Raw genomic sequence first — 25844 nt, forward strand, 5'->3', positions numbered from 1 at the left:
TCCGTCGTCGGCAGCGTCAGATGTGTATAAGAGACAGGGTGCGGGTACCGGGAGTCTCGGTCGGCGGCGGGGGCGGCACGGGCGCGGTCGTGAGGATGCCGGGTGCGGCGCCGGCGACGTCGAGCACCGCGTAGCCGAGGACGATGGCGACGGCCGAGCAGATCGCGGCCATCGTGTAGGTCATCCCGCGGATCACGCCCACCCCTTCTCGTGCCTCGTCCCGAGTGCCCGTCTCGCGCGGGTCACCGGTTTCGCGCGCGGGCCGCTGTTGCTGCCAGACTGTCGCGGAAGATTCTGTCAGCCGCCGGCTCCCACGCCGGCACCGCGGCTCCCGCGCCAGCCGGTGCGGTCCGGCCGCCCACCACCGTGTGAAGGGGAAGACGTGGAGTTCGACGTCACCATCGAGATCCCGCGCGGACAGCGCAACAAGTACGAGATCGACCACGAGACGGGCCGCGTCCGCCTCGACCGCTACCTCTTCACGCCCATGGCCTACCCGGCCGACTACGGCTACATCGAGGACTCGCTCGGCGAGGACGGCGACCCGCTCGACGCCCTCGTGCTGCTGCCCGAGCCGCTGTTCCCCGGCGTCGTCGTCGAGGCCCGCCCGATCGGCATCTTCCACATGACCGACGAGGCCGGCGGCGACGACAAGGTGCTCTGCGTGCCGGTCGACCCCCGCAACGCCCACCTCCAGGACATCGAGGACGTCAACGAGTTCACGCTCAAGGAGATCCAGCACTTCTTCGAGCGCTACAAGGACCTCGAGCCGGGCAAGCACGTCGAGGCCTCGGACTGGGGCAACCGCGCGGACGCCGAGAAGATCATCACGGAGGCCCTGGAGCGCGCCAAGGAGCAGGGCGTCTCGACGGCCCGCTGGGCCATGCCGCAGGGCCACTGAGCCGCAGGCTCGACGCCACTGAGCCGCAGGCTCGACGCCACTGAGCCGCAGGCTCGACCCGCGGCCACCGCGCGACCCCCGGTCACCTCGCTGGAGGGACCGGGGGTCGGCCATGTCGGGCGCCTCGAGCCGCCGAGGCCGGGCGTCCGTCAGGCGGTCTCGGCGCGGTCGGCTACCGCGACGGCCACCGTCTCGCGCGACGGCTCCGGAGCCCGACGCGTCCGCAGCAGGACAGCGGCGACGAGCAGCGCGACGAGCGTGAAGGCCGCCGAGGTGAAGAACGCGGGCTCGACCCCGGGGACGAAGCGTCCGGGGACGGCCTGCGAGGCGTAGACGCTGACGATGGCCGCGAGGCCGACGGCCCCGCCGAGCTGCTGCGCGGTCTGCAGCAGACCCGAGACGGTGCCGGCCTGGGCGCGGTCGACACCGCCGAGGACGACGACGGTCACCGGCATGAAGACCAGGGCCGCCGAGACGCCGTTGAGCACGAGGGCGCCGAGCAGGTGCGCGGCGTACGTGCTCGACTCCGAGATCCCGCTCAGCCACACGAAGCTGGCCGTCAGGCCGATGGTGCCGACGAGCATGAGCGGCCTCGGACCGACCCTGGCCACGAGCCGGGCGCTGACCCGCGACGTCGCGAAGATCGCGAGGCTCAGGGGCAGGAACGCCGCACCCGTCGCCACCGGGCTGAAGCCGAGGACGAGCTGCAGGTACTGCGTCACGAGGAAGAACGTCGAGAACTGCGCGCCCACGACGAGAGCCATGAGCACGAGCGCCCCGGCCCGCGAGCGCGAACGGACGAGCCCGAGCGGGAGCAGCGGGTTCGCGACGCGTCGCTCGGTCCGGACGAAGAGGGCGAGCAGCGCGAGCCCGAGGGCGAAGGAGCCGAGCGTCAGCGGCGAGGTCCAGCCGTGGTCCGGGGCGCTGATGAACCCGTTGACGACGGCCACCGAGCCGAGCGTGGCGGTGACGGCACCGACGACGTCGAAGCGGCCCCGGACCCGCGGGGTCTCGGTGACGAACCGGCGGGCCAGGACGAGGACGACGGCGCCGATCGGCACGTTGACGAACAGGGTCCAGTGCCAGCTGACGAAGTCGGTGAGGACGCCGCCGAGCAGCAGGCCGATCGACGCCCCCGCCGACGACACGGCGGTGAACAGGGCCAGGCCGCGGTTGCGGGCGGCCTCGTCCGGGGCGCTCGTCGTGACGAGGGCGAGGACGCCGGGGGCGGCGAAGGCGGCGCCGACGCCCTGCAGCGTCCGCGCGGCGATGAGCCAGCCCGGCGTCGTGGCCAGGCCCCCGAGGAGGCTCGCCACGGTGAAGACCGCCAGGCCGATCTCGAAGGTGCGCAGGCGCCCGAGGATGTCGCCGAGGCGTCCACCGAGCAGGAGCAGGCCGCCGAAGGCGAGCGTGTACGCGTTGAGCACCCACGACAGGCCCGCCGGCGTGAAGCCCAGGTCGGTCGCGATGTGCGGAAGCGCCACGTTGACGACGGTGGCGTCGAGCACGAGCATCAGCTGCGCGACGAGCACGATGCCGATGCCGATGGAGGCACGCCGGGCCGCCGTGCCCGCTGCTGGGGCGGCGGGTGTCGTGGGTGTCGTGGGTGTCGTGGTCGGGGGTGTGGTGTTGGTGACGGTCGACATCAGGACCTCAGGCTTCGTCGGGGTGGGAGGACGGGTGGGAGGACGGGTGGAAGGACGGGTGGCGCTCGATGCTGAGCGGGTCGCGGCGCAGCGGCGTGAAGGCCGTGGCGCGGGTACGGACGCTGCCCTCCCTGCCCTCGCTGCGCGTCACGAGCGGGGCTCGGTGCGTCGTCGCGAGGTGGGACTGGTGCAGGCGCAGGGCCTGGCGGGTGGGTCGGATCGTGGTCGTCATGCGGCCGGACTCCTCTGGGACGTCAGTCGGCGCTACTATTAGCGGAGAACCACTCCGGTTCTGCTCGACCCACAATACGGAGACAGTCTCCGTTTTCGCAAGGGGGTTTTCCCGTGACGCCTGCCGACACCGGTCAGGCGACGCTCGCTCCGTCGCCGGGCTCCATTGGGGCCCAGCCCGATCCGGACACGACGACCACGCCCGAGACCCGCGCGAAACCCGTCCGCCCGAAGCGCGCCGACGCCCGTCGCAACTACGACAAGATCCTCGCGACGGCCCGCATCGTCTTCACCGAGCGCGGGACCGACTGCTCCCTCGACGAGATCGCCAAGCGTGCCGGCGTCGGTCCGGGCACGCTCTACCGCCATTTCCCCAACCGGGACGCGCTCGTCGACGCCCTCATGCAGGACTGGACCGACCGCGTCGCCGCGGATGCGGACCGCGCGATCGCCACGGGTGCCCCTGCCCACGAGATGCTGCTCGGCTGGTTCGAGCACTTCATCGACCACATCACGTTGCATCGAGGCGCCGCGAGCAAGATCTGTGCCGCCATGGACGACCCCCGGTCGCCGATGTACCGCAAGTGCCGCGTCATGGGCGAGGCCAACGGACGCGTCGTCGACTTCCTGCGCGAGCGCGGCGAGCTGCGCGACGGCGTTGACGCCGCGAACGTCATGCGGCTCGTGAGCGGGGTCGCGAGCGTCGCCGACACGAGCCACGCCGACCTCGACGTCCGCCCGATGCTCGAGGTCATCGTCGACGGGATCGTTCGCGACTGACCGGTGATTGCAGGGTCATGGGCCTCGACCTGCGCAACCTCCGAGCCCCGCTCGTCACGTCGGCCACCTTCCGCCTGCCCGGGCCGCTGTCCGTACAGGTCGCCGGCGTGGACCAGATGAGCGGCGGACGCGTCGAGCTCGGCCTGGGCGCCGGGTGGTTCGAGGCCGAGCACACCGCCTAGGGCATCCCCTTCCGCCCGTCGGCAAGCGCTTCGACCGGCTCGAGGAGCAGCTCGCGGTCATCTCCACCTGCAGGTCCTCGACCTCGCGGACCTCGACCACCTGTCCGAGGTCGCAGCCACGGTCGTCTCACAGCTGTCCTGAGGGCACCCGACCCATCGTCGGCCGGTGTCACCAACCCGGCTTGATTTGCATAGGTTATCTATGTAACTTGGTCCGGGTGACCGAACCGACCTCGCTGGGCAACGACCTGCTGCGCTCGGCCGCCCGGCTCTCGCGCTGGGCCAGCCGGCACGCGTCGTTCGACGTGCCCTTCGCGCAGGCCCGCCTGCTCGCGCTCCTCGACGAGCTCGGACCCTCGCGGGTCAGCGCCCTCGCCGCCGCCGACCACAGCAGCCAGCCGACGATCACGAGCCAGCTGCAGCGCCTCGAGGCGTCGGGGTGGGTGCACCGCACCCCCGACCCCGGCGACGCCCGAGCCACGGTCGTCTCCCTCAGCGAGGAGGGCCGTGGGGCCCTCGAGAGCGTGCGCCGCGCCAGGCTGGCCGTCCTGTCCCCTGCCCTCGACCAGCTCGACGGCCCCGCCCTGGACCGCGTCCGCGTCGCCATCGACGTCATGGACGAGCTGCTGGCCGCCGCTGCGGCCGCCACCGACACCCACCCCACCCGAGAGGACGGATGACCACCGCCATGTGGCGCCAACCCAAGACCGTCTGGTCGATCGCCTTCGCCTGCGTGATCTCCTTCATGGGCATCGGCCTCGTCGACCCCATCCTCAAGCCCATCGCCGACGAGCTCGGCGCCGGGCCCTCGCAGGTCTCGCTCCTGTTCACCAGCTACCTCGCCGTCATGGGCGTCGCCATGCTCGGCACCGGCTGGGTCAGCAGCCGGGTGGGCGCCAAGCGGACGCTGCTGCTCGGCCTCGCGCTCATCATCGTCGGCTCGGCCCTCGCCGGCAGCCAGGACACCGTCGGTGGCATCGTCGCCTTCCGCGCGCTGTGGGGGCTCGGCAACGCGCTGTTCATCGCCACCGCGCTCGCGACGATCGTCAACGCGGCATCGGGTTCGGTCAAGCAGGCGATCATCCTCTACGAGGCCGCCCTCGGCGTCGGCATCGCCACGGGCCCGCTGCTCGGCGGCTGGCTCGGGGGCATCTCGTGGCGTTGGCCGTTCTACGGCGTCGCGATCCTCATGGCGGTGGCCTTCCTCGCCACCGTCACGACGCTGCCGGCGACACCAGCAGCGGGACGCGCCACGTCGATCACCGCGCCGCTGCGGGCCCTCGGCCACCGCGGCCTGCTGACCGTCGGTCTCACCGCGCTCCTCTACAACTTCGGCTTCTTCACGCTGCTCGCCTTCACGCCGTTCCCGCTCGCGATGGGCGCCCACGAGATCGGCTTCATCTTCTTCGGCTGGGGCCTGCTGCTCGCCATCACGTCGGTCTTCGTCGCGCCGATGATCCAGCGACGCTTCGGCACCATGACGGGAATCGTCGGCGCGCTGCTCGGCTTCGCCGTGATCCTCGCCGTCATGGCGGTGGCGACGAGCAACCGGACCGTCCTGGTCGTCGGTGTCGTCCTCGCCGGCGCCTTCCTCGGCGTGAACAACACGCTCATCACGGAGACCGTCATGAAGGTGGCCCCGGTCGAGCGCGGCGTCGCCTCGGCGGCCTACAGCTTCGTGCGTTTCAGCGGCGGCGCCGTCGCCCCGTGGCTGGCCGGCACCCTCGGCGAGCGGTCGATCCACCTGCCGTTCTGGGTCGGCTCGGTGGCCGTGGTCCTCGCCGTCCTCGTGCTGTCGACGGCCCGCCGGATCATCGGCACCCTCGACGAGGCGCCCGGCCACGGCGCCGAGCCGGTGACGTCCCAGACGGAGGCACAGGCCCTCACCATCGGTGACGCCTGAGCGACACGTGGCGGCGGGGACCGCTACCGGGCCGCCGCGAGACTGGCGGCGCCGGACTCGAGGAGACTCGTCTCCCTGGTGCCGAACCGGACGCCGCGGCGCTCCTTGCCGAGTGCCGTGAGCACGATGACCGCGACGAACACCGGCACGATCGTCACGGCGAGGGCGAACGGGTACCCGTGCGAGGTCGCGAGCGCCTCCTGGATCGGCAGGTTGAAGGCCGCGAGGCAGTTGCCGAGCTGGTAGGTGACGCCCGGGTAGAACCCGCGGATCTCGTCCGGCGACAGCTCGGTCAGGTGCGCCGGGATGACGCCCCAGGCGCCCTGGACCATCACCTGCATGAGGAACGAGCCGAGCGCGAGCATGCCGGCCGTGTGCGAGTACGCGAAGAGCGGGACGATCGGCAGGCCGAGCACGGCGCACACGATGATGACGACCTTGCGCCCGTACCGCTCGGACAGCGTCCCGGCGACGACGCCACCCGCGATGGCGCCGACGTTGTAGATGACGGCGATCCACGACGCGGTGCTCTTCGCGAGCGCCGCGCCGCCCTCGTCGGTCGCCTTGAGGAAGGTCGGGTAGACGTCCTGCGTGCCGTGGCTCATCCAGTTGAACGCCGTCATGAGCAGCACGAGGAAGACGAACCGACGCCAGATGGCCCGGTTCGCGAGCAGCTGGCGCACCGACGTGCTCGTCTGCCGGATGCGCTCGTCGGCACCGCGCCACACCTCCGACTCCACGACGCGCGAGCGGATGATGAACGTGATCGCGGCCGGGATGATGGACAGCGCGAACATCCAGCGCCACGACAGGCCGAGCCACGTGTTGACGACGAGGAAGGCGAGCGAGGCGAGCAGGTACCCCATCGAGTAGCCGCCCTGGAGGATGCCCGAGAAGAACCCCCGGCGGTCGGTCGGCAGCTTCTCCATGGCGAGCGCCGCACCCAGTCCCCACTCACCGCCCATGCCGATGCCGTACAGCATCCGCAGCACCATGAGGACGCCGAAGTTCGGCGCGAAGGCGCACACGAACCCCACGACGCTGTAGAAGGCGACGCACGTCATGAGCGGGACGCGGCGGCCGCGTCGGTCGGCCCAGAAGCCGAAGACGAACGCGCCGACGGGACGCATGACGAGGGTCATCGTGGTGATGAAGGCCATCTCGGGCAGGGACTTGTGGAAGTCCTTCGCGATGTCGGCGTAGATGAGGACGACGAGGAAGTAGTCGAACGCGTCCATCGCCCACCCGAGGTAGGCGGCGACGAACGAGTTGCGCTGGTCCGACGTGAGTCGCGTGCGGGTCGGTGCGTGGGCAGCCATCTGGTCCTCCCTGTGGTCGAGGGACGGCGGGGTCTCCGTCGTGCCGTCTTCGACCACATACCTGGCGTCTGGGAAAACCCTGAGCGTCGTCGTACGGCGCCTCCGCGGCCCTCAGCGCAGCAGGTCGGCCAGCCCGGTGGCGCCCCGGCGTCGGGGTCCGCCGCGCACGTCGTAGGAGTCGAGGAGCAGCTCGGCCAGCTCGGCCCGGTCGAGGCGGTCGAGCCGGGCCCACATCGTGACGCGGAACCGGAACGTGTCGACGCGCACGAAGGTGTCGCGTCGGGCCGCCAGGGCAGGCTCGGTGTCCATCTCGCCGGTCCACACCTGGACCAGCTCGCGACCCGCGTCGTCCCGACGCAGCCGGGCGAACGGGTGGCGGCCGGCGTACCAGGCGGGTTCGCCCTCGCGGGTCCGGATGGGCTCGGCGCCGGGCAGCCGTCCGGCCAGCTCGTCCACGTCGGACCACGTCGCCATCACAGCCTCCTTCCGGCGGCAGGTCAGTGGAAGGTGACCGACCGACCGGCGCGCATCGCGGCGTACGCCTCGGGGTCGGACTCGAGCGCCGCGCGGCGGGCCCGGTGCCGGTAGCGCAGCACCTGGACGACACCGAGCGCCCACACGGGGTACTGGACCGCCATGGCGGCGCGGAAGGCGTCGAGGTCCCAGGTCGAGGGGCCGGCCGGTGCCACGCGGTCGAGGACGACGCCGACGAGCGCGACCGCGGTCAGGGTGGCGACGAAACCGCCGGTGTTGACGATGCCGGACGCGCTGCCGAGGCGGGTCGGCGGGTTGAAGGTGCGCGCGAGGTCGAAGCCGATCATCGACCCCGGCCCGCCGACGGCGATGACCACGACGAGGAGCACGAGGAGCCAGAGCGGCGCGGGACCGGGCCAGAGCAGGACGGCGGTCCAGGCCGCCACGGCGCCGCCGACGATGCACAGGACGAGGGTGCTGCGCGAGAACGGGTACCGCATCGTCAGCGAGCCGACGAGTGGGCTGGTGGTCATGGTCGTTGCGACCATGACCATGAGCAGCGTGCTGGCGGTCCCGGGCGAGAGCCCTTCTCCGGCAACGAGGAACGGGAAGCCCCACAGCATCGTGAACATGTTCGCCGCGAACTGCGCGGTGAAGTGCGACCACAGGCCGAGGCGGGTGCCGGGGACGAGCCAGGCCTCGCGGAGCGCCCTGGCCAGGGCGCGCATCCGCAGGTCCTCGCGGTGGTGGTCGGCGTACGGCGAGTCGCGCACGAGCACGACGAGGGCGATGCCGGTCAGGACGCCGATGGACGCCGCGACGGTGTACGAGGGCGTCCACCCGAAGCGGTCGAGGGCGGCCGCGAGCGGCCCGGCGGCGGCGAGCGCACCCAGCTGGCCGAACAGGCCAGTCAGCTGGGTGACCATCGGCGTGCGCCGCGAGGAGAACCACACGGCGACGAGGCGCAGCACCGAGATGAAGACCATGGCGTCGCCCATGCCGAGCAGCACCCGGCACGCGAGCGCGGCCGGGAAGGAGTGGACGAAGGCGAAGCCGAGCTGGGCGCCCGTGAGCATCGTCAGCCCGACGGCGAGGAGCCGCTTCGAGCCGAACCGGTCGAGCAGCGCCCCGACCGGCAGCTGCATCGCCGCGTAGACGAGCACCTGCAGGATCGTGAAGGTCGACAGCTGCGAGCTGCTGACGCCGAACCGGTGCGCGGCCTCGAGGCCGGCCACACCGAGCGAGGTCCGGTGGAAGACGGCGAGGACGTAGACCGCGATGGCAGCCGCCCACACCGCCCAGGCGCGACGCCCGTCGAGCGGGAACCGGAGACCGGAGGGGGGCGTGCCGCTCATGCCGTCAGCTGGCTCCCGTCATCGGGATCGACGCCGCCGGCGCCTTGGGGACGCAGTCGACGATCGCCTTGGCGACCGTCTTGCTCATGTCCGGCTGGAAGACGCTCGGGATGATGTAGTTCGGGTTGAGCTGCTCGTCGGTGACGACCGAGGCGATGGCGTCTGCGGCCTTGATGAGCATCTCGGTGGTGACGTCGGTGGCGCGCGCGTCGAGCAGGCCCCGGAAGACGCCGGGGAAGGCGAGGACGTTGTTGATCTGGTTCGGGTAGTCGCTGCGGCCCGAGGCCACGACCGTGGCGCGCTGCGTCGCCTCGTGGATGTCGACCTCGGGGTCGGGGTTGGCGAGCGCGAACACGATGCGCTTGTCGGCCATCTCGTCGATCCACTCGGGGTGCAGGATGCGCGGCGCGCTCACGCCGATGAAGACGTCGGCGCCCTGCAGGCCGTCGCGGAGCGTGCCGGTGAGGCCGCGCGGGTTGGTCTTCTCGGCGAGCTCGCGCCACGCCGGCGTCAGCGACTCGTCGGCCTTGTTGAGCAGGCCCGGCCGGTCGCTCACGGTCACGTCGGTGGCCCCGGCGGCGAGGAGCAGCTGGACGATGGCCGAGCCGGCGGCGCCACCACCCGAGACGAGGATGCGGGCGTCGGGCAGCTTCTTGTCGATGATGCGAAGCGCGTTCTTGAGCGCCGCGAGCACGACGATGGCCGTGCCGTGCTGGTCGTCGTGGAAGACGGGGATCGCGAGCCGCTCGCGCAGCTTGGCCTCGATCTCGAAGCAGCGCGGCGCGGCGATGTCCTCGAGGTTGATGCCGCCGAAGCCGGGTGCGATGAGCTCGACGGTGCGCACGATCTCGTCGACGTCGGTCGTGTCGATGCAGATGGGCCACGCGTCGATGTCGGCGAAGCGCTTGAACAGCGCGGCCTTGCCCTCCATGACCGGCAGCGCGGCCATCGGGCCGATGTTGCCGAGGCCCAGCACCGCTGACCCGTCGGTGACGACGGCGACCGAGTTGCCCTTGATCGTCAGCTTGGGCACGTCCTCGGGGTGGTCGGCGAGCGCCTGGCTGACGCGGCCGACGCCGGGGGTGTAGGCCATCGCGAGGTCCTGGCGGTTGCGCAGGTTCACCTTGGACTCGACGGAGATCTTGCCCCCGAGGTGGAGCAGGAAGACGCGGTCGGAGACCTTGTGCACCCGCACACCCTCGAGCGTCTCGACGGCGGCGACGATCTCGGTCGAGTGCTCGGCGTTGCTCGCGGAGCACGTGAGGTCGATGACGAGCCGGTCCGGGTGCGAGTCGACGATGTCGAGGGCGGTGGTGATGCCGCCGCTCTCGGCCACCTTGACCGCCAGCGTGCCGATGACGGCCGGGTCGGTGCCGGTGTGGATTCGCATGGTGATCGAGTAGGAGGCGGTGGTGGCGCGGGCACGTTGGATCGACTCAGTCACCGGCCAATCGTCCCACGATCCGAGAAGCCGCTTCACCACCGTCCGAGGACCGGCCAGTAACGGGGGTCCCCGGGCGGCGTCCGGCCACCCTCGCCCGCGCCCGTACACTGGAGGCTGCTCAGGGACTCCGCGCGGCCTGATGGGCGGGTAGGTCGCGCACCCGCTGCGCGCTACCCGCGCGCCCACCACCGGAGTCGCCCTGTGTCACCCATCGAGTCGTACCGACGCCTGTTCGGCCTCACCGGCGCCACGTACATCGTCGTCGCCTTCCTCGCCCGGCTGCCGCTGGCCATGGCCCAGCTCGGCACCCTCCTGCTCGTCGCCGGGGCCACCGGCAGCTACGGTGCGGGCGGCTTCTGCGCCGGAGCGCTCGCCGTCGCCAACGCCGTCGGTGCGCCGTTCTGGGGTGCCCGCGCCGACCGCCTCGGGCAGCGTCGGGTCGTCGCCACACAGTCGCTCGCCGGTGCGGCCGCGGTGGGTGCCGTCCTCGTCGTCGTCGAGACCGGGCTGCCTTGGGGCGTGGCCGCCTTCGTCAGCGGCGTCGCGGGCCTGCTTCTGCCGCAGGTCGGTCCGCTCGCACGGGTCCGCTGGCGGCCGATCACGGCATCGGCCGGCGGGCACCAGCCGCGTCTGGTCGATGCCGCGTTCTCCTACGAGGGAGCCGCCGACGAGGCGTCGTTCGTCCTCGGTCCGGCCATCGTCGGTCTCGGTGTCTCGGTCGCGAGCCCGACGGCCGCCCTGGCCTTCGCCGCGGTCGCCCTGGCCGTGTTCGGCACGTGGTTCGCCCTGCACGAGACCGCGGTGGTCACCCACCGCACGACCGCCCGCGCCGACGCGGCGGGCGGCCGCCTGCTGACTCCGGCCCTCGTCGTCCTCGGTGTCGCACAGCTGCTCATCGGGTCGGTGTTCGGCTCGGTGCAGACCGGCACGTCGGTGCTGGCGACGGCTGCCGGGTCGCCCGGGCTCACCGGCTACCTCCACGCGCTGCTCGGCGTCGGCAGCGTCGTCGCCGGGCTGGCCGTGGCGATGCTCCCACCGCGCGTCGGCCTGCCCCGACGGCTGCGCTGGTTCGCCGGCGGCCTCCTCGCGCTGTCGGTGCCACTGCTCGCGGTCGGCTCGCTCGCCGGGCTCGCGCCGGTGCTCGTCGTCCTGGGGTTCACGGTCGCGCCGTACATGATCACGACCTTCACCCTCGCCGAGCGCGTCGCACCAGCCTCGCGCACAGGTGCCGCGATGACCGCGCTGGCCGCGGCCACGGGGCTCGGGTACGCCATCGGTGCGGCCGTGGCCGGCCGCCTCGCCGACTGGGGCGGCCACACCCCGGCCTACGCCGTCACCGTCGTCGCCGGCGGCCTCGCGGTGCTGCTCGCCTGGGGTGCCCACCGAGTCCTGACGCGTGCCCTGACGCGGGCCCTGACGCCGGCCTGAGCCCTGACCCGGCGAGGTCAGCCCCGGTCGATGCGCAGGCGCATCGCCGGCCACGCCGTCGGGGCGAAGCCCAGCTCGGTGTAGAGACCGGCGCCCTCCCCTGTCGCGAAGAGCTCGACGACGCAGGCCTCGGTGTCGTCCCGGAGCCACGCGAGCACGCCTTCCACGCACGCGCGGGCGAGTCCGCGGCGCCGCGCGTCGGGGTGCGTCGCGACGTTGTTGACCAGTCCCCACACACCGTTCGGGTTGACCGGCGACGGGACCTCGAGGCGCAGCCCGCCCATGGCGCCGGCCCCGACCCGCCCGGCCGCGTCGACGGCCACGACGACGCAGCAGCGCGGCCCCTCGATCTCGGCCTCGAACCACTCGCGGGCCGCAGCGCGCCACCCGGGGTCACCGACACCGGGTACGCCCATGGCCGAGAACATGAGGGCTCGCAGGTCGAGGACCGCCTCGATGTCGCCTCGACCGGCCCGACGCGTCGTCCAGCCGTCGGCCCGCCCGCTCACGAGGCCCCCGCCGCGAAGGCCGGGGCAAGGGGCACCGCGACCGCCCCGTGCGCGTCGGCGACGGCGTCCGCGAGCCGACGCGCGACGTCGGCGAGCTCGGGCAGCGCCACCCCCTCGGCTGCGGTTCGCAGCAGGCGCAGGCTCCGGTCGGGCATCCGCGGCATCGGCTTGGCGGGGTTGGGCGTCCGGCGGCGGCCCTCGACGACCTCGGCGACGCACCACGACCCGGCGAGCCACGCCCACGCCTCCCGCGCGAGGGCGAGGTCGACGTCGAAGGCAGGCGTCGCGACGCCGGGCCAGGCCGTCGCCGCGACGCCGCGCCACCGGTCGAGCGCGGCATCCGCGGCGGACGCGTCGAGGGACCACGCGCACCAGCACGTCGGCCACGGGACGTGCAGGTAGGCGACGTCCCACGCGACGGGCCGCCAGATCGCGAACTCGAAGTCGAGCAGGCGCACGCCGGCGTCGTCGAGGAGGTTGTTGTCGGGGCACATGTCGGCCGCCGACAGGCTGGCGGCGTCGACGCGAAAGCGTGACGGCACTTCGCGCAGCACCTGCCACGCGTCGTCGGGCACCTCGACGCCCAGCGCCCGCGCGAGCCCCGGCCACGCCCGGGCGGCCCCCGCGAGGTGGGCGGGGAGGTAGTCGACGACCACGGAGTCACCCGCCCGTGCTCGCACACCGTCGACGAAGGCGTCCCTCAGGCCGCGGCCGGCGACGTGGAGACGGGCGAGCCCCTCGGCCCAGTCGGCGAGCGAGGCCGCGGCCGCGTGGGCGTCGGACCCGAGCAGGTGCGAGGCCAGGTGCGGCGCGTCGCCGAGGTCGGACAGCACGACGACCCGCGGGTCACCACACTCGGCCAGCAGCCGCGGCGCCGGCGCCCCCGGCACGGTGGTCAGCGCCGCGAGCGCGGCGGCCTCTCGGGCATAAGGTGCCTCCACCTGGTCGGTGAGGTAGCGCTTGACGACGACCCGACGACCGGACGCCTCACGGGCCCGGACCACGAGGGTGCGGCGGCTGCCCGGGAAGATGTCGCCGTCGGCCGCGAGAGCGGCCCCGAGCAGGCGACCGGCCACCTCGAGCGTCTCGGCGACGAGGTCGGGGGTCGGATCGGTCACCGGGACACCGTGCCGGGGTCGGCAGCGTCGGCGGCGTCGCGGACCCAGGCGGCCAGGCCGCGCTCGCCCGCACGCATCATCAAGGCGTGGTTGAGCCGCAGCACCGGGGCCGCCACCGGCGCGAGCCGATCGAGCCCGCGCGTGGTGACCGTCGCCTCCTGCGAGTACGAGGCGCGGGTGAGCGGTACGGGGCGCGGCGCCACCGCCGTGCGGTCAGGGCCGACAGGAGTCCCCGGCTCGAGGCGGAACTGGCTCCACCCCTCGAGGTCCCCGTCGATGCGCACGCGCAGCAGCCCGGCGTCGGCGTCCTCGACCTCGCGGGTCAGGACGAGGTCGAGCGTGTAGGGCAGGAGGCTGCGCACGTAGGCATGGCCGCTGTCGGCGTCGATGCGCGCCACGGCTCGGACCTGGGGCCACCAGCGCGGGTAGGCGTCGACGTCGGCGAGTGCCGCGAACGTCGTCGCGGCGTCGGCCGGCACGTGCCACGTGTGGTGGAAGCGGAACGGGCGCACGGGTCCAGCCTCGCACGCGATGGTGTGGCGTCGGGGACGCACCAGGCCCTGACCGGCTGCTGCGTCCCCGACGACGTCCCGCCCCTCGGGGAGCGGCCCGTCGCCCGCCCCCTCGGCGGGCTGACGTGCCACCCTCTCCCCGGTCCCGTCGACCGGGGGTGGGGCTTCGGACGTTCCCTCCACGACCGTCCGAAGCCCCGGGCGACGGCGGCGCGTTCGGGGGCGCGCCGCCGTCTCCTGTGAGACGACCGGGCTCGCCGTTCATGACACGTTTTCTGCGCGAGATCGACAACTTCTTCGGCAGCCCGATCCGAGACGAGCGCCGCCGGCCGGCCCCGCGGTCCGGGGTCCGGGCCGGTGGCATCGGTCATACGGCCCGGGGTTTGCCGATTTCCCCACGCGACGACACCACCCTTTGACACCATGGGCGCCAACGGAGGGTCGCGCCGGGAACCCCTGCCCGGCGACGGCCCTCCGCCCTGCGCACCTCCCAGGCGCGCTCGGGGCTCCCGCCGCCTCCCACGTGCGGGAGCCCCATCAATCTGCCCGGCCGATGCCGCGTGGCCGTCGCGTGGAGTGACGAGTCCCCGCCGCGCTGCCCGGGCGGCGGGGACTCATCGGCTCGGGAGACTGCAGCCGATGCGCGCAGGTCTCTTGCCCTCCGGCGTCCGTAGGGCGGTCGATGCCGAGCCCGGCGGCGCGCGCTGGATGCTCAACACACCACCGCCGCGGACTCGACCGGTCGATAGAACCGCATCCCACGCTGGCAGGCGTCGAGGCCGGTGTCCTCGGAATCGGCCAACTCCACAGGTCGGCGGACACCGGTGTCGCTGCTCCCGACGGGTTCAGCCGTGCTCGGGGATCACCCCGGTGGCGACGACCTCCGCGGCGACCAGGTGGAGCTTGCGGTTCTCGTGCTGGCTGATCCGGCGCAGGATGGCGAAGGCGCAGTCGGGAGTGCACTTCTCGCGCTCGATGACGATGCCCATGGCCATGCCGATCGTCCGGCTGTTCCGGAGGGCCAGGCGCAGGTTCTCGGACTCCCTGCGTTCCGCCGCGAGCTGGGCCGCGAGGCCGGCCGGATCTGGTCCGGCCTCTCCCCAGATGTGGCTCGGTACGACGGCGTTGTCGCCCACTGTGGTCCTTTGGAGCCGATAGGTCGTGGCGGCGTGTGGCTGCACCGCTTCCATCTCCTTGACTGTACGCGGCTGCACGCGCTTGCACACGGGTAAGAAGGGCGGTCCCACCGCATCGCTCGACCGAGCGCACGTCGGGTGGACAGAGAACAGGGCTCCGAGCGGTGCGCCCTCCTCGCGATCGCCCGGAGCCCAGGCGCTGCGACCCCTTACAGGCGCACCAACCATGTAACCCCGCCACGCGCGAGGGGACAAGCGCGGGCTGCGAGGGGTCCGCGGGTTGCGGGACCTCACCGGGTGGCAGCAGCGTGTGCGTCCAGCCAACTCACGCTGCCGACTCTTCCACTCCGCGCGAGACCGGTGCATCCGATTCCATCTGTGCTACGGCGACGGTTGATTGGTCGGCGTCATCAGCTGGGGTCCGTCTGGCCAAACTCGTCGGGAGCGCGTGAACTCCCGGCTCAGCAACTCTCCCGTTCCTACCAGTCGTCCACAGGTGGAGCTGTATCCGCACGTCGGACGATCCGGCCTACTCACGCTCCTATGGCTCGTCTCAGACGAGTCCCTTCCGGCGGGTCGCAGGCGGCTCACATCGGACCTGTGCCGGCGTCTCGTCGGCGGAGAGTGATGCCTGTGAACGCCGAGCCATCGGCAACAAGGGTGGCGCCCTCGAGCTGGTGGAACGCCCCACCCCACGACGCATGATCGGCGTCAGGAAAGGCGGCGACGAGCACCGGTTCGATGGATCCGCCCGAGGACACGATCAGGCCAGACCCACCCTCGGGGACGTGATCGAGGATCCGCCGCCAGTGCGCCAAGTGGGCCTCTGCTACTCGTGCAAGCCGGGACTCACGCCCCAGGAGCTCGCCGTAGCGAACGAAGGGTTCAGGCCACCTCCACTGGTCGTGATGCTTGACCGCTCCGTCGACATATCCGGAGGGCCATGACGTCTGCTCGTCGACGGCGAACCCCATGGCGATCGCTGTCTCCAGATGCCGGGGCTGGTCTCCCACCGCCACGTACGACGGCTCAGCAAGACGGGCGCCCAACCGCCGAGCCATGCGCACGCCCTCGGGGGACAGCTGCGACGCCTTGCTCTTGTCCGCACCCTTGCGTGTGAGCGAATGCCGAACGACTTCGAGGGTGCGCACCGGCTCAGCCTAGACACCGCCGTACACCCGCTCGAGCGACCGCTCCAGAGACGCCACCTGCCACACCTGATCACACTGGTGATCACTCGGAAGCACTCGTCGAGCGAGTTCCCAAACCCTCACCAGAACGCAGCAGTGCCGTGTGGGAGTGACTCGAGCCGTCTGAGCGCACGGACCATCCGTGTGTGCCCGGACTCGATGCGCCCGTTGTTCGCCTGTCCGAGCGCGATCGGATGAGGGCTGCACGTTGGCTGGCGCTAGCGTTGGTCTGGTGATCGTGGCAGTCGAGGGACAGGGCACCGCGGCCAGAACCACGTGGTGCCGACAGTTCGGCCGATCCTCCTCGCTGATGGCCTCTCGGAGCACGGTCCAGAGCCGCCGCCATACCCTGCTGAATCGTCAGCACAGGAGACTGAGCCGATGAGCGCCGCCGATCGATCGAGGGTCGACCGCGACCGATGGGATGCGGCGGCCGCGTCGTACGCCGCCCTCGTCGGGGGCCCGACAGACTCGTTCTTTCGGCGCGTCGCGCCCTTCCTCGACGAGGAACTCGGTGACCCCGCCGGGATGGACGTCTGGGACCTCGGGTGCGGGCACGGGTGGCTGTCCGGGCTGCTTGCCGCCGGCGGTGCGCGTGTCACAGGCGTCGATGGGAGCCTGGAACTGATCAGCACCGCGCGTCGCACCTACCCGGAGATCCGATTCGAGGTCCGCGACCTTGCGGTCGACATCCCGGTTAAGCGCGACTCCTACGACGCCGTCGTCTGCCACATGGTCTTGATGGATCTCCCAGCCCTTGAGCCAGTGGTGGCGGCAGTCGCACGAGCACTTCGACCAGGCGGTCGGTTCGTCTTCACGATCCTGCACCCCGCGTTCTTCCGCCAGGAAACTTCGCGCCCGGACAGTCCGTCGCCGTGGTCGCGCAGGGTCACCGGATACCTGGAGCCGGAAGAGTGGTGGATCGAGTCGTTCGGCGGTCACCGCCACTACCACCGCCCGCTCGAGCAGTACGTCGAGGCGCTCTTCAGGCACGGGCTGCTCCTGCGACGCCTCGTTGAACCGCCCACGCTCCCGCACCACGACCGGTCCGAGGAGCAATGGAGCGACTATGAGCGGTGGTTCGCCAGCATCCCCACCATGGTGGCCGTCTCGGCCGTGAAACCGATCGCGTGAGCGGCCTCGCAGAGCCTCGACGACGACTGGGCCGCCAGCTGGCCCATGCGCCCCGAGGAAGCTGCGGTCACGCCGATGGGAACTGTCGTCATGGTTCTCGGCATTGCCCTCATGTTCGTTGGTTCGGTGCGTCCGAGAGGGAGAAGCGGGGCCGGTGACCTCATGTTGAGGCTCGAGTCAGCCGGTGCTCGTCGCCGGGGCTGTCATTTTGTCATCGGTTCAGCGAGTGAGTGTCATTCAGCGCACGACACGCGCACTTCCTGCGTCCGGGCGCACGGCTGTCGCGTCTGAACACGAGGTCAGCCTCGCAGCAGGTGGTTGACGTCGTTGAGCTGCGCCAGCTGGTGACTGAAGTTGCGCGGGTCTTTGCGCAGCCAGGTGATGCTGCCGGAGTCGACGGGGAACTGGACGCGGCCGGACGCCTCGATCGGCATCCGATCCAGGCCGCAATCAGCAGCGTGATCGGACCGCCGAGCGTCACCACAACCTGGTTCTCCTCCGGGGACTGCAGGATGCGGCCCATGGCGCGGTAGGACTGCTCGGCCAGGCCCCACCGGGTCTCGGCGCCCGGGATGCCCTCGTCGTGACGAAGGCGCTCACCGTCGTCGGGCAGCGGGATGCTGCGCACCCGGAGCCAGTTCTGGGGCTTGCCCTCCGCCACGCCGAAGGACTTCTCGCGCAGGTCGGGGTCGGTGGTCACGCCGGTCGCCAGGGCGCCCGCGATGACGTGGGCCGTCTGCCGGGCGCGCAGCAGGTCGGAGGAGAAGATCTCCGCGCTCCTGCCGTCCAGCCGGCTGCTCAACGCTCGCGCGATGCTCTGGGCATCGCGTGCGCCCCGCTCGGTGAGGTGGGAGTCGAACCACCCGCCGACGACACCGTCGGTGTGATGGCTCGCCTCCGGATGGGCGACGATGACGATGTTCCTCATGTGGGTTCCGTTCAGCGGCCTCAGATTCTCGTGCGGTTGCTTCGCAAGTACCATCCTCCGATGCGGACGGTGATGCTTGGTGGAGCTCATGGTGTCGGCAAGTCGAGCGTGGCCAGACACCTACTGACTCTCGCGGAGAGCGGGCCAAATCTTGTCCAGTGGGTCGACGTCGACGACCTCTGGCTTCACCAGCCGTGGCGTGTTGACGAGCGAATGAAGAAGATGGTGCAGGCGAACCTGCGTGCCGTCGCCAGCCACGCCGCTCAGGCGGACGTCGACATCCTGCTGATCACCTGGGTTTTCCAGTCCACAGAAATGCATCACCTCGTCGCCGCCCTACTCCCGTCCGGGGCGACGACGATATCCGTCCAACTGCGCGCACGTGACGACACGTGGCGCCAACGCTTCGCGACGGCTCGGCCGGAGCCGACCGAGTTCTACCGGGCTCGATACGGGGAAGCTCAATCAACCCCGGCCGATCATGTGATCGACACCGATGGCCTTGACCCCATCGAGGCAGCTCACCGGGTGGCCGCCCTCATCCAACTCACTCAGAAAATGACATGAATCGGAGCCGGCGCACGTTTGGGCCTCAGGCCGCAATCTGGCGAGGAGACACGGTCAGCCGCGCGTCCGGGCACGACCGGCGGCCCCGGTAGGCGTGTCATGCTGAGCCGTTGCTCTTCGGGCGCTAGTGTCGCGCGCGTGCTTCCCCCGGTTCGCAGGGCCACAGCGCAGGACGTCCCCGCCTGGCTAGTACTGGCTCGCGAGGTCGAGCCGCTTTTCGGCCCGATGCCCGGCATCGAGCAGGCGATCACACGAGGTATTCAGCGCGGAACTGCCCTCGTGACCGGACCGCCGGGCGCGATCACCGGCGGGATGCTGCTGAGCCGCGACGACGAACCGCACCGTATCCACTGGCTGGCCGTAGCCGAGGTCGCACGCGGCCGCGGGTTCGGCGCCGCACTCGTGCGTGCCGCCATCGAGCGGTGGCCGGAAGGCGACATCGACGTGGTCACCTTCACCGCCGCCACCCCGGGCGGAAAGGCCGCCCGACGCCTGTACGAACGGTGCGGCATGGAACCGGCCGGGCCCGCGGAGCCAGCCCCTGATGGTGCCCTCCGGGACCACTACCTCTTGCGCCAGTAGCCGCAGCCGCGGACGTTGCGACAGGCACATCGCGCCGGAGGGCTCGCGCAGGTCGGGATGGTGCTCTCGGCGTGACTGCCACGGCGACGTCCAACGCCGGATCTTGCTGCAACCAAAGATGTTGACGGGGATCCTAGGATCGCTCGATGAGCACAGTTGATCATTCGTACCATGGTCGTGCCGGAGAGGTCTTCGCAGACCGAGCAGCCAAGCCCGGTCTGAACTCGCTCCACGATCGACCGGCTGTCCTCGAGCTGGTTGGTGACGTGGCGGGCCAGCGGGTCGCTGACCTCGGCTGCGGCGCTGGAGATTACATCGTCGAGCTGGTACGGCGGGGCGCGGACGTCATCGGTGTCGAGGGCAGTGGCTCGTTGGCCGAGCGCGCGAGGACGGCCGTCGGCTCCCGAGCCCGGATCGTGCAACACAACCTCGAAGAGCCGTTGTCGTTCCTGCCCGACCACAGCCAAGATGGCGTGCTGTCGGCACTGGTGCTGCACCACCTCAGCAACCGACGTGGGTTCCTCCGCGAGTGCCGGCGGATCCTGCGGCCGGGTGGCTGGCTCGTCGTCTCAACGACGCACCCGACGGCGGACTGGGGCCGGTTCGGCCGCTCGTACTTCGACCAGAGTTGGATCACTCGCTCCCTGGGGGACGATCATTCGTTCGAGTACCGGTTGATGCCGATGAGCGTTCTGGTGAACGAGCTCCTCGAGGAGGGCTTCATCCTGGACCAGATGGTCGAGCCCCAGCCCCTCCCAGCGCTTCGTGAGGTCGAGCCTGACCGCTACGACGCCCTGCGCTCCGCGCCGATCTTTCTGGCCCTCAAGTTGCACGCGTAACTCCCACCTCGTGCTCTCTTGGCAGAAGTCCGTCGAAGACCCAGCCGCGAAGCGCGCTCATCGGCCGGACCGAGCTTTGCCCGTCCTCGGCACGAGCGTGCTCGGGTAAGGCAGTTGTTCACGTGGCCCTAGCATCTGGTTCCGTGGCAATCGAGACGAGCTGAGCGCGGCCTGCGATCTCTCGTACGGAACATTCAGGAGTATCTGTGCATCGGGCTCTGCTTCTCACCGGGGTCGCCGGGGTCGGGAAATCCACGGTGGCCAACGCGGCGGGGCGTGTTCTCAGTGCTGCGGGCCACGTCACCGCCGTCGTCGACACAGACATGCTTGCCCAGTTCGGACCGGCCCCGGGAACCCATCCTGCGGGTGGTGGGTTCTATGACCAGCTCAAGTGCGCGAACCTGGCAGCGCTATGGGCCAACTTCAAGGTCGCCGGCGCCCGGTTCGTTGTGGTCGCTGCGGTCATCGACAGCTTGCCCGTGCGCGAGCTGTATGCCGAGAGCCTCGCGGACTGCGAGGTCCGACTCGTTAGGTTGACCGCAGACGAGGACACGCTACGCACGCGCCTGCGTCAACGAGACACGGGACACCAGCTGAAGCAGCACCTCGCCGGGTTGAATGAGCACAAGCGTCTGTCGACCACGACCGCTGCTGAGGATTTCACGGTGACCAATGACCGCGCCGCTGCCGACGTCGCTACAGAGATCCTTTTGCGAGTGGGTTGGGCAGACGAGGTCTACTAACGCTTCGCCGGGACCGCCGCCACGATCGGCTGCCTGTCTTTCCACCGTTCGCGGACAACGGGGCGTGCTGACCCGGATGCGAGCACATCGGCACGGTCTAGCGGTCGGCGGCATGAGGGCGCGTCGCGCACGGAACCGCACCACAGGCCGGTTCATCAGGGTGCTGGGCTGACGGCGTAGTCGATAAGCCGGTCGGGTGAATCACCTCGCGGGTGCACCAACAGACGTTCGCTGGCTCGTTCCTGACCGGGTAGTTCGTACGTCACCTCGACCTCCCACCACACGGCTGAGACGGTCATGTCCATCGTGACGCCGGTGACCGTGCTCGGCTTTCCTACGTGACGCTCGAGGAGCGAATCTCGTCCAGGACCCTCAGCGATGATTGCTTCGAGAGCAGAGCGCTCACCGGACTCCACGGCGGAGCCGTATGCGTCGACGGCGGAGTAGACCGTAGGTTGGCGGTCCGTCCAGACGTTCCATCCGAACAGGGCTGCCGCGATCAGGACCGCTGACGCGAGGGCAACCCAGATCTTGAACAGCCGCCTCCGCGGCGACATTGCTGTCTGCTCAGCGGATTCGGCAGGAGTCGTAGGCACAGGCGAGTGTGGCACGGCGTCTCCCACCGGACGGGCAGGCGCGGCGGCATGAGCGTGGAGACCCAACGACACTCACGACACGGGGCGTCGCGCGTCCCTGTCCGCGGACACGCACGGGCAGCTCCTTGTGTGAACGTCCCAATGTAGGTTCGCCGCCATGCGCGACGTCAGGTGGTTGACCGATAGGGACGATCCGCGGACCGTACTGGCGGTCTGCGCGGGGATCCTCGTGTTCTTTGCGGTCTTCGCAAAGACGTGGCTAAACCACGGGGCACCAGTGCTGTGGGTGGTCGTGCTGCTCGCTGTTGCTGTGGGTCAGGTCGTCTGGGCCATCATTCGCTATCGGCGTTGGCGAACAGACCGGGAGCGTGACCCGCCGGCGTCAGGAGGTTCGTGTGTCGGCCGGTGGCACGCCTAGAGGGCGCCTAATCCGGACGTAATTGGCGGACCCGAACAGGACTGCCAGTCGGTACGGGCGACATGCTCAACCCGGGCATGGTCGGCGATCGTAGCCGCCCTCAGAGCGGCAGAAGCGGACGTTCTAGAGCTGGTCTGGCACCTCAGGAAGCGCCGTGTGATCCCGTTTGAATTTCTCGGGTCAAGGGTCCGCCGAGTTGTGCCACCGACCGTCCCCGAGTGAAGGAGTTGGGGCTGAGGTCGATTCAAGGAGGTGGAAGAACGGGCCAAGGCAGTGGTTTCAGTTCGAAGCGATCTGGCGTCGCTAGCGGGGACCGAAGCCGTTGGCAGGCTCGATGCGCCACTCAGTCGAAGAGCAGCGCCGGGCCTCGCAGAAGTGCTTCGACACCGCCGCCAGCAGTGCCTACCGTGCAACCATGCCGTCCGAGCCGCCCCCGTTGAGCGTCCTGCGCGCCTTCGGTGTCGAAGATTCGCCGCGGCCCTTGTCCGGGGGTCAGGGCACCTCGTGGGTGGCCGGGGACCTCGTGTTCAAGCCCGGTGGCGGGCCAGTGCACGCGTGGCTCGGCGAAGCCCTGGTCGACGTGATGCCAGACAGGGTGCGCATAGCGCCGCCGGTGCGCACGCTCCACGGGTCCTGGGCCTGCGCGGGGTGGTCGGCCACTCGGTGGGTCGACGGCCGCCACCCCGACCTGTCGGCGACATCAACGTGGGTCCGGATCCTCGAAGCCGGTCGGGAGTTCCACCGCGCGGTCGCCCATCTGCCTCGCCCCGCCTGTGTTGATGCACGCCAGGACTGGTGGGCGATCGCCGACCGGGCCGTCTGGGGCGAACAAGCATTCCGGTTCCGACCGGAGCTCGCGGCAACTGCCCGCCGGGTCACTGCGGCGTTGGAGCCGCTGGGCTCCCCGCAGGTCGTTCACGGGGACCTGACCGGCAATGTCCTGTTCCATCCCACGCTGGCACCGGCCGTCATCGACATCTCGCCGTACTGGCGCCCGCTCACGTACGCCGAGGGCGTTGTCGTTGCCGATGCCCTCTGCTGGCACGGCGCGAACGCCGGCCTGCTGGTCCAGGCGGGCGTGTCGGTTCCAGCGGTGGCGCGCGCCCTGCTCTTCCGGATGGCCACGACGAACGAGCGTGTCGGCTCCGGTCCACCCACTGCCGACCTGCTGCTCGAGGCCGAGCGGTATGCGTTTGCGGCTGCGGCGATCGGCCTGTAGTCCGGCAGTCGTTGCGTCGTCCCAGCCCGATGCGCGCTCAGCGGCATGTGGCGGATGTCTTGTCGGGCATCATCAGCAACATGAGCATGCGGTCGGTGGTCGAGACGGTCGAGGTGGCCGTGGGCGCCGCTCTGGTCGGCACTACATCGGAAAGCGATCCCCCAGTTCGGGTCCGGGAGGTTGACGATGCACTTGAGCTTGTCCGCCAAGACATCGCGTCCGCTGAACTCGCGGTCGTCGACATGGCACCCGCTGGTCTACCTGAGGCTCGCACGGTCCTCCGAGAGGCAGGGCGGAGTTGCGGAGTCGGGAGCGCTCCCGCGCAGCTTGGCTAGTTGGCGGAGTGCTGATGCGCGCCAGCCTGTCGGGTCGTCGCCGGGTGGCACTTGGGCGAACGTGTGCCAGAGCAGGAGGACGTCCCACCAGCTCACCTCAACGGGCGTCAGATGCCGGATGGACTGGTAGCCGGATAGGAACGTGGCGTGGACCTCAGCAGATACAGGTCCCCAGCCCCGGAAGCGTGTCCCGAGCATGACCGCCGAGCGAGCGATCTCGTTGATGCAGTGGTCGACCCGTGCGGACTCGAAGTCGATGACCGCCGTGACCTTGGGCCCGGCGCACAGCACGTTCGATGAACGGAAGTCGCCGTGGACGAGTTGCGTGGGCAGCGCGTCATCTGGCGCGTCGGCGACGAGCCGCATCAAGGAGTCCCGGGCCGCCTTCGGGACACGCTGGCCAGCGGTGTCCATCCACTCGGTGACACGAGCCGCCAATGGTTGCGGTCGCGGCTCGCGCGGGGCCACCCGATCGGCGTCCGGATACCCATGGAGCGCTTGGTGAAGCTGGGCGAGTGTTGCGCCAGCGGCTCGCACCTGATCATCGTCGTCAACGTCAAGGAGATCGCCCGGGATGACACGCTGGAGGCACATCGAAACCTGGTCAACCTCCACCTGAAGTTGCCCGGCTAGCGACGGAATCGGCGCTGACACCGGCAACCCTTTCCCGTCAAGCCACTGGGTGAGTCGGGCGGTCTGCGATAGGCGGGTGAACCGCTCTGGGGCGACCGACCACTTGGCAAGTAGCCGACCGGCGGGGGTGGTGATCCAAGCCAACGCGTTGCGGTCGCTCATCACGATGCGTTCGCAGGACTCGATCCGAACACCCCACTGCTCCTCCAAGGTCGCGGCGACCCAGCTGTCGGCCGATGCGGGGTCTGTGAAGCCGAACCGCTCCACGAGGACGCCGTGGGGATCATGTGCCTCCCACAGCATCTCCAACCTGGGCGCTTGCGAATGGACCATGCGTGCATCCCAGCACGCAAGGCGACCTACCGCTGGCCCGACAGGCCGTGTGCGCCTCGGCCTCCCGGCCAGCAGCATTAGAGCGCACTGACGCATCGGAAAACTCGGTTGCAGGGATGGGCTGGCGGAGGCTGAGGTTGTCCGTGGCAGCACCGGCGAGAGATTGGGGGCCTGCTGTGTCGGAAGGACGAGGGACCGTTTTGCTGACCGGCGTCGGGCGCCGGCGGTCGATCGGTGCCGGAATCGCGCTGGCCCTGGCCGAGGATGGATGGGATCTGGCGATCAGCTACTGGGCGCCCTACGACGAGCGCGTCGGCCTCGAACGCCGGGAGGGCGACCCCGAAGCGGTCGCCGACGAGTGCCGGGCATTGGGGCGGCGCGTCGACCTCTACCCCGGGGACCTGGCAGCAATCGAGGAACCGGGCCGGCTGGTCCAGGCAGCGGCAGCACGCCGTGACCTCGCGGGCTTGGTGATGTCCCACTGTGAGAGCGTCAACAGCTCCATCCTGGACACCAGCGTCGAGAGCTGGGAACGACACTTCGCCGTGAACGCCCGCGCTGCGTGGTTGCTCATCAAGGCCTTCGCGGAGCGGCTCCCCGTCCGGCAGACCACCGAGGCGACCGGGCGGATCGTCGCGCTCACCAGCGACCACACGGCCCACAACCTCCCGTACGGCGCCAGCAAGGGCGCCCTCGACCGCCTGGTGATCGCCGCTGCGGTCGAGTTAGGCCCCCGCGGGATCCGAGCCAACGTAATCAACCCCGGGCCCATCGACACCGGCTGGATGACACCACAGATCCGTGACCTTGGAACGAAGCAGACCCCGGCCGGCCGGCTCGGCACACCGCAGGACACGGGTGACCTGGTCCGCTTTCTCCTGTCCGATGCCGGGTCCTGGATCACGGGTCAGATCTTGTACAGCAACGGCGGCTTCAAGACCGGCTGCTGACGATCGAAACGCACGTCCGCACATCGGCGGATCCGGACGCTCACGAATGCTGGCGGCCTCCCCCAGTCCGCCAGCCCGGGTCAGACTTCACGTCGTCTCGGAGACCTGGCCCGGCTGGTGGTGCGCGGCGGCGGGAGTGCGCCAAGCGACATAGTTGGTCTCCCGGAGGCAATCCGCCACCGAGGGGACCCCGCGCCGGGCTGGCAGCACCCTGCTCAATGAGGCGTTTCAAGCCTCTGACCTGCAGAAACGCCCCCGGCAGAAGCCGGGGGCGTTGCTGGAGCCGCTTGTCGGAATCGAACCGACGACCTATTCATTACGAGTGAATCGCTCTGGCCGACTGAGCTAAAGCGGCAGGTCGCGTCGCGCCACACGAGGTGGCCCGGCACGGTGCTTGAGTATACGCATCGCCCGGGTCCGGGAGAAATCGGCCGCCGAC

The 25844-nt window shown here is 70.4% G+C and carries 26 protein-coding genes, 1 tRNA gene and 1 pseudogene; 13 read left to right on the forward strand and 15 right to left on the reverse strand.

The window, feature by feature from the left end; all coding sequences use genetic code 11:
- Positions 1-16: 16 nt before the first annotated feature.
- Positions 17-196, reverse strand: a complete 180-nt coding sequence (locus tag ACPYOM_RS02895) for a hypothetical protein (RefSeq protein WP_481344823.1) — start codon at positions 194-196, stop codon at positions 17-19.
- 186 nt (positions 197-382) lie between these two features.
- Between ACPYOM_RS02895 and ACPYOM_RS02900 the strand changes: the two genes are divergently transcribed.
- On the forward strand, positions 383-901 hold the full coding sequence (locus tag ACPYOM_RS02900) for an inorganic diphosphatase (RefSeq protein ID WP_481341355.1): 519 nt from the start codon (positions 383-385) through the stop codon (positions 899-901).
- A 149-nt stretch (positions 902-1050) separates the two neighbouring features.
- Here the strand turns inward: ACPYOM_RS02900 and ACPYOM_RS02905 are convergent, their stop codons facing one another.
- Positions 1051-2547: an MFS transporter gene (locus ACPYOM_RS02905; protein WP_481344824.1), complete on the reverse strand. Its 1497-nt coding sequence runs from the start codon at positions 2545-2547 to the stop codon at positions 1051-1053.
- A 7-nt stretch (positions 2548-2554) separates the two neighbouring features.
- Entirely contained in the window at positions 2555-2779 is a 225-nt protein-coding gene (locus ACPYOM_RS02910; protein WP_481344825.1) for a hypothetical protein, read from the reverse strand.
- A gap of 113 nt (positions 2780-2892) precedes the next feature.
- Between ACPYOM_RS02910 and ACPYOM_RS02915 the strand changes: the two genes are divergently transcribed.
- The 4 genes and pseudogenes from ACPYOM_RS02915 to ACPYOM_RS02930 all read left to right on the forward strand — a co-directional run bounded on the left by ACPYOM_RS02915 (position 2893) and on the right by ACPYOM_RS02930 (position 5643).
- Entirely contained in the window at positions 2893-3558 is a 666-nt protein-coding gene (locus tag ACPYOM_RS02915) for a TetR/AcrR family transcriptional regulator (protein ID WP_481341358.1), read from the forward strand.
- A gap of 50 nt (positions 3559-3608) precedes the next feature.
- Positions 3609-3805 (forward strand): annotated as a pseudogene (locus ACPYOM_RS02920) (LLM class flavin-dependent oxidoreductase); the annotation flags it as partial.
- 153 nt (positions 3806-3958) lie between these two features.
- The gene (locus ACPYOM_RS02925) at positions 3959-4420 is read left to right on the forward strand and encodes a MarR family winged helix-turn-helix transcriptional regulator (RefSeq protein WP_481341359.1); all 462 of its coding nucleotides are present in this window, start codon (positions 3959-3961) and stop codon (positions 4418-4420) included.
- Complete coding sequence (locus tag ACPYOM_RS02930) at positions 4417-5643, forward strand: MFS transporter (RefSeq protein WP_481344826.1); 1227 nt, start codon at positions 4417-4419, stop codon at positions 5641-5643. Before ACPYOM_RS02925 ends, ACPYOM_RS02930 begins: the two co-directional genes overlap by 4 nt.
- 23 nt (positions 5644-5666) lie before the next feature.
- Here ACPYOM_RS02930 and ACPYOM_RS02935 read toward each other — a convergent pair whose 3' ends face one another.
- The 4 genes from ACPYOM_RS02935 to ACPYOM_RS02950 form a co-directional block, all read right to left on the reverse strand.
- Entirely contained in the window at positions 5667-6962 is a 1296-nt protein-coding gene (locus tag ACPYOM_RS02935; protein ID WP_481341361.1) for an MFS transporter, read from the reverse strand.
- 111 nt (positions 6963-7073) lie between these two features.
- Positions 7074-7436 (reverse strand): hypothetical protein, encoded by a 363-nt coding sequence (locus tag ACPYOM_RS02940; RefSeq protein ID WP_481341362.1) that lies wholly within the window; start codon positions 7434-7436, stop codon positions 7074-7076.
- A gap of 23 nt (positions 7437-7459) precedes the next feature.
- Positions 7460-8791: an MFS transporter gene (locus tag ACPYOM_RS02945; RefSeq protein WP_481344827.1), complete on the reverse strand. Its 1332-nt coding sequence runs from the start codon at positions 8789-8791 to the stop codon at positions 7460-7462.
- A gap of 4 nt (positions 8792-8795) precedes the next feature.
- On the reverse strand, positions 8796-10235 hold the full coding sequence (locus ACPYOM_RS02950; protein ID WP_481341364.1) for an NAD-dependent malic enzyme: 1440 nt from the start codon (positions 10233-10235) through the stop codon (positions 8796-8798).
- A 201-nt stretch (positions 10236-10436) separates the two neighbouring features.
- On the opposite strand from ACPYOM_RS02950, the gene ACPYOM_RS02955 reads away from it, so the two are divergent.
- Positions 10437-11663 (forward strand): MFS transporter, encoded by a 1227-nt coding sequence (locus ACPYOM_RS02955; RefSeq protein WP_481341365.1) that lies wholly within the window; start codon positions 10437-10439, stop codon positions 11661-11663.
- A 17-nt stretch (positions 11664-11680) separates the two neighbouring features.
- Here ACPYOM_RS02955 and ACPYOM_RS02960 read toward each other — a convergent pair whose 3' ends face one another.
- The 5 genes from ACPYOM_RS02960 to ACPYOM_RS02980 form a co-directional block, all read right to left on the reverse strand.
- Complete coding sequence (locus tag ACPYOM_RS02960; RefSeq protein WP_481344828.1) at positions 11681-12172, reverse strand: GNAT family N-acetyltransferase; 492 nt, start codon at positions 12170-12172, stop codon at positions 11681-11683.
- The gene (locus ACPYOM_RS02965; RefSeq protein WP_481344829.1) at positions 12169-13290 is read right to left on the reverse strand and encodes a phosphotransferase; all 1122 of its coding nucleotides are present in this window, start codon (positions 13288-13290) and stop codon (positions 12169-12171) included. Before ACPYOM_RS02965 ends, ACPYOM_RS02960 begins: the two co-directional genes overlap by 4 nt.
- Complete coding sequence (locus tag ACPYOM_RS02970) at positions 13287-13934, reverse strand: SRPBCC family protein (protein WP_481344830.1); 648 nt, start codon at positions 13932-13934, stop codon at positions 13287-13289. Before ACPYOM_RS02970 ends, ACPYOM_RS02965 begins: the two co-directional genes overlap by 4 nt.
- Positions 13935-14647: 713 nt before the next feature.
- On the reverse strand, positions 14648-14938 hold the full coding sequence (locus tag ACPYOM_RS02975; protein WP_481344831.1) for an ANTAR domain-containing protein: 291 nt from the start codon (positions 14936-14938) through the stop codon (positions 14648-14650).
- A 587-nt stretch (positions 14939-15525) separates the two neighbouring features.
- Positions 15526-16089: a phosphoglycerate mutase family protein gene (locus tag ACPYOM_RS02980; RefSeq protein ID WP_481344832.1), complete on the reverse strand. Its 564-nt coding sequence runs from the start codon at positions 16087-16089 to the stop codon at positions 15526-15528.
- A gap of 420 nt (positions 16090-16509) precedes the next feature.
- Between ACPYOM_RS02980 and ACPYOM_RS02985 the strand changes: the two genes are divergently transcribed.
- The gene (locus ACPYOM_RS02985; protein ID WP_481344833.1) at positions 16510-17262 is read left to right on the forward strand and encodes a class I SAM-dependent methyltransferase; all 753 of its coding nucleotides are present in this window, start codon (positions 16510-16512) and stop codon (positions 17260-17262) included.
- Positions 17263-17473: 211 nt separating this feature from the next.
- Here the strand turns inward: ACPYOM_RS02985 and ACPYOM_RS02990 are convergent, their stop codons facing one another.
- Complete coding sequence (locus tag ACPYOM_RS02990; RefSeq protein ID WP_481344834.1) at positions 17474-18190, reverse strand: histidine phosphatase family protein; 717 nt, start codon at positions 18188-18190, stop codon at positions 17474-17476.
- Between the two features lie 60 nt (positions 18191-18250).
- Here ACPYOM_RS02990 and ACPYOM_RS02995 point away from each other — a divergent pair, with 60 nt between their 5' ends.
- The 5 genes from ACPYOM_RS02995 (at position 18251) to ACPYOM_RS03015 (ending at position 23154) form a co-directional block, all read left to right on the forward strand.
- The gene (locus tag ACPYOM_RS02995; protein ID WP_481344835.1) at positions 18251-18757 is read left to right on the forward strand and encodes an AAA family ATPase; all 507 of its coding nucleotides are present in this window, start codon (positions 18251-18253) and stop codon (positions 18755-18757) included.
- A gap of 225 nt (positions 18758-18982) precedes the next feature.
- Positions 18983-19339, forward strand: a complete 357-nt coding sequence (locus ACPYOM_RS03000; RefSeq protein ID WP_481344836.1) for a GNAT family N-acetyltransferase — start codon at positions 18983-18985, stop codon at positions 19337-19339.
- A 146-nt stretch (positions 19340-19485) separates the two neighbouring features.
- Entirely contained in the window at positions 19486-20178 is a 693-nt protein-coding gene (locus tag ACPYOM_RS03005) for a class I SAM-dependent methyltransferase (RefSeq protein WP_481344837.1), read from the forward strand.
- 206 nt (positions 20179-20384) lie between these two features.
- Entirely contained in the window at positions 20385-20921 is a 537-nt protein-coding gene (locus ACPYOM_RS03010) for an AAA family ATPase (protein ID WP_481344838.1), read from the forward strand.
- A gap of 1429 nt (positions 20922-22350) precedes the next feature.
- The gene (locus ACPYOM_RS03015; protein WP_481344839.1) at positions 22351-23154 is read left to right on the forward strand and encodes a TIGR02569 family protein; all 804 of its coding nucleotides are present in this window, start codon (positions 22351-22353) and stop codon (positions 23152-23154) included.
- 257 nt (positions 23155-23411) lie between these two features.
- Here ACPYOM_RS03015 and ACPYOM_RS03020 read toward each other — a convergent pair whose 3' ends face one another.
- Positions 23412-24425: a phosphotransferase enzyme family protein gene (locus ACPYOM_RS03020; RefSeq protein WP_481344840.1), complete on the reverse strand. Its 1014-nt coding sequence runs from the start codon at positions 24423-24425 to the stop codon at positions 23412-23414.
- A gap of 230 nt (positions 24426-24655) precedes the next feature.
- On the opposite strand from ACPYOM_RS03020, the gene ACPYOM_RS03025 reads away from it, so the two are divergent.
- Positions 24656-25405 (forward strand): SDR family oxidoreductase, encoded by a 750-nt coding sequence (locus ACPYOM_RS03025; RefSeq protein WP_481344841.1) that lies wholly within the window; start codon positions 24656-24658, stop codon positions 25403-25405.
- Between the two features lie 278 nt (positions 25406-25683).
- On the opposite strand, the gene ACPYOM_RS03030 is transcribed toward ACPYOM_RS03025, so the two are convergent.
- Positions 25684-25760 (reverse strand) — tRNA-Thr (locus tag ACPYOM_RS03030).
- Positions 25761-25844 lie beyond the last annotated feature (84 nt).

The organism is Monashia sp. HAY1-2A (assembly GCF_056755315.1).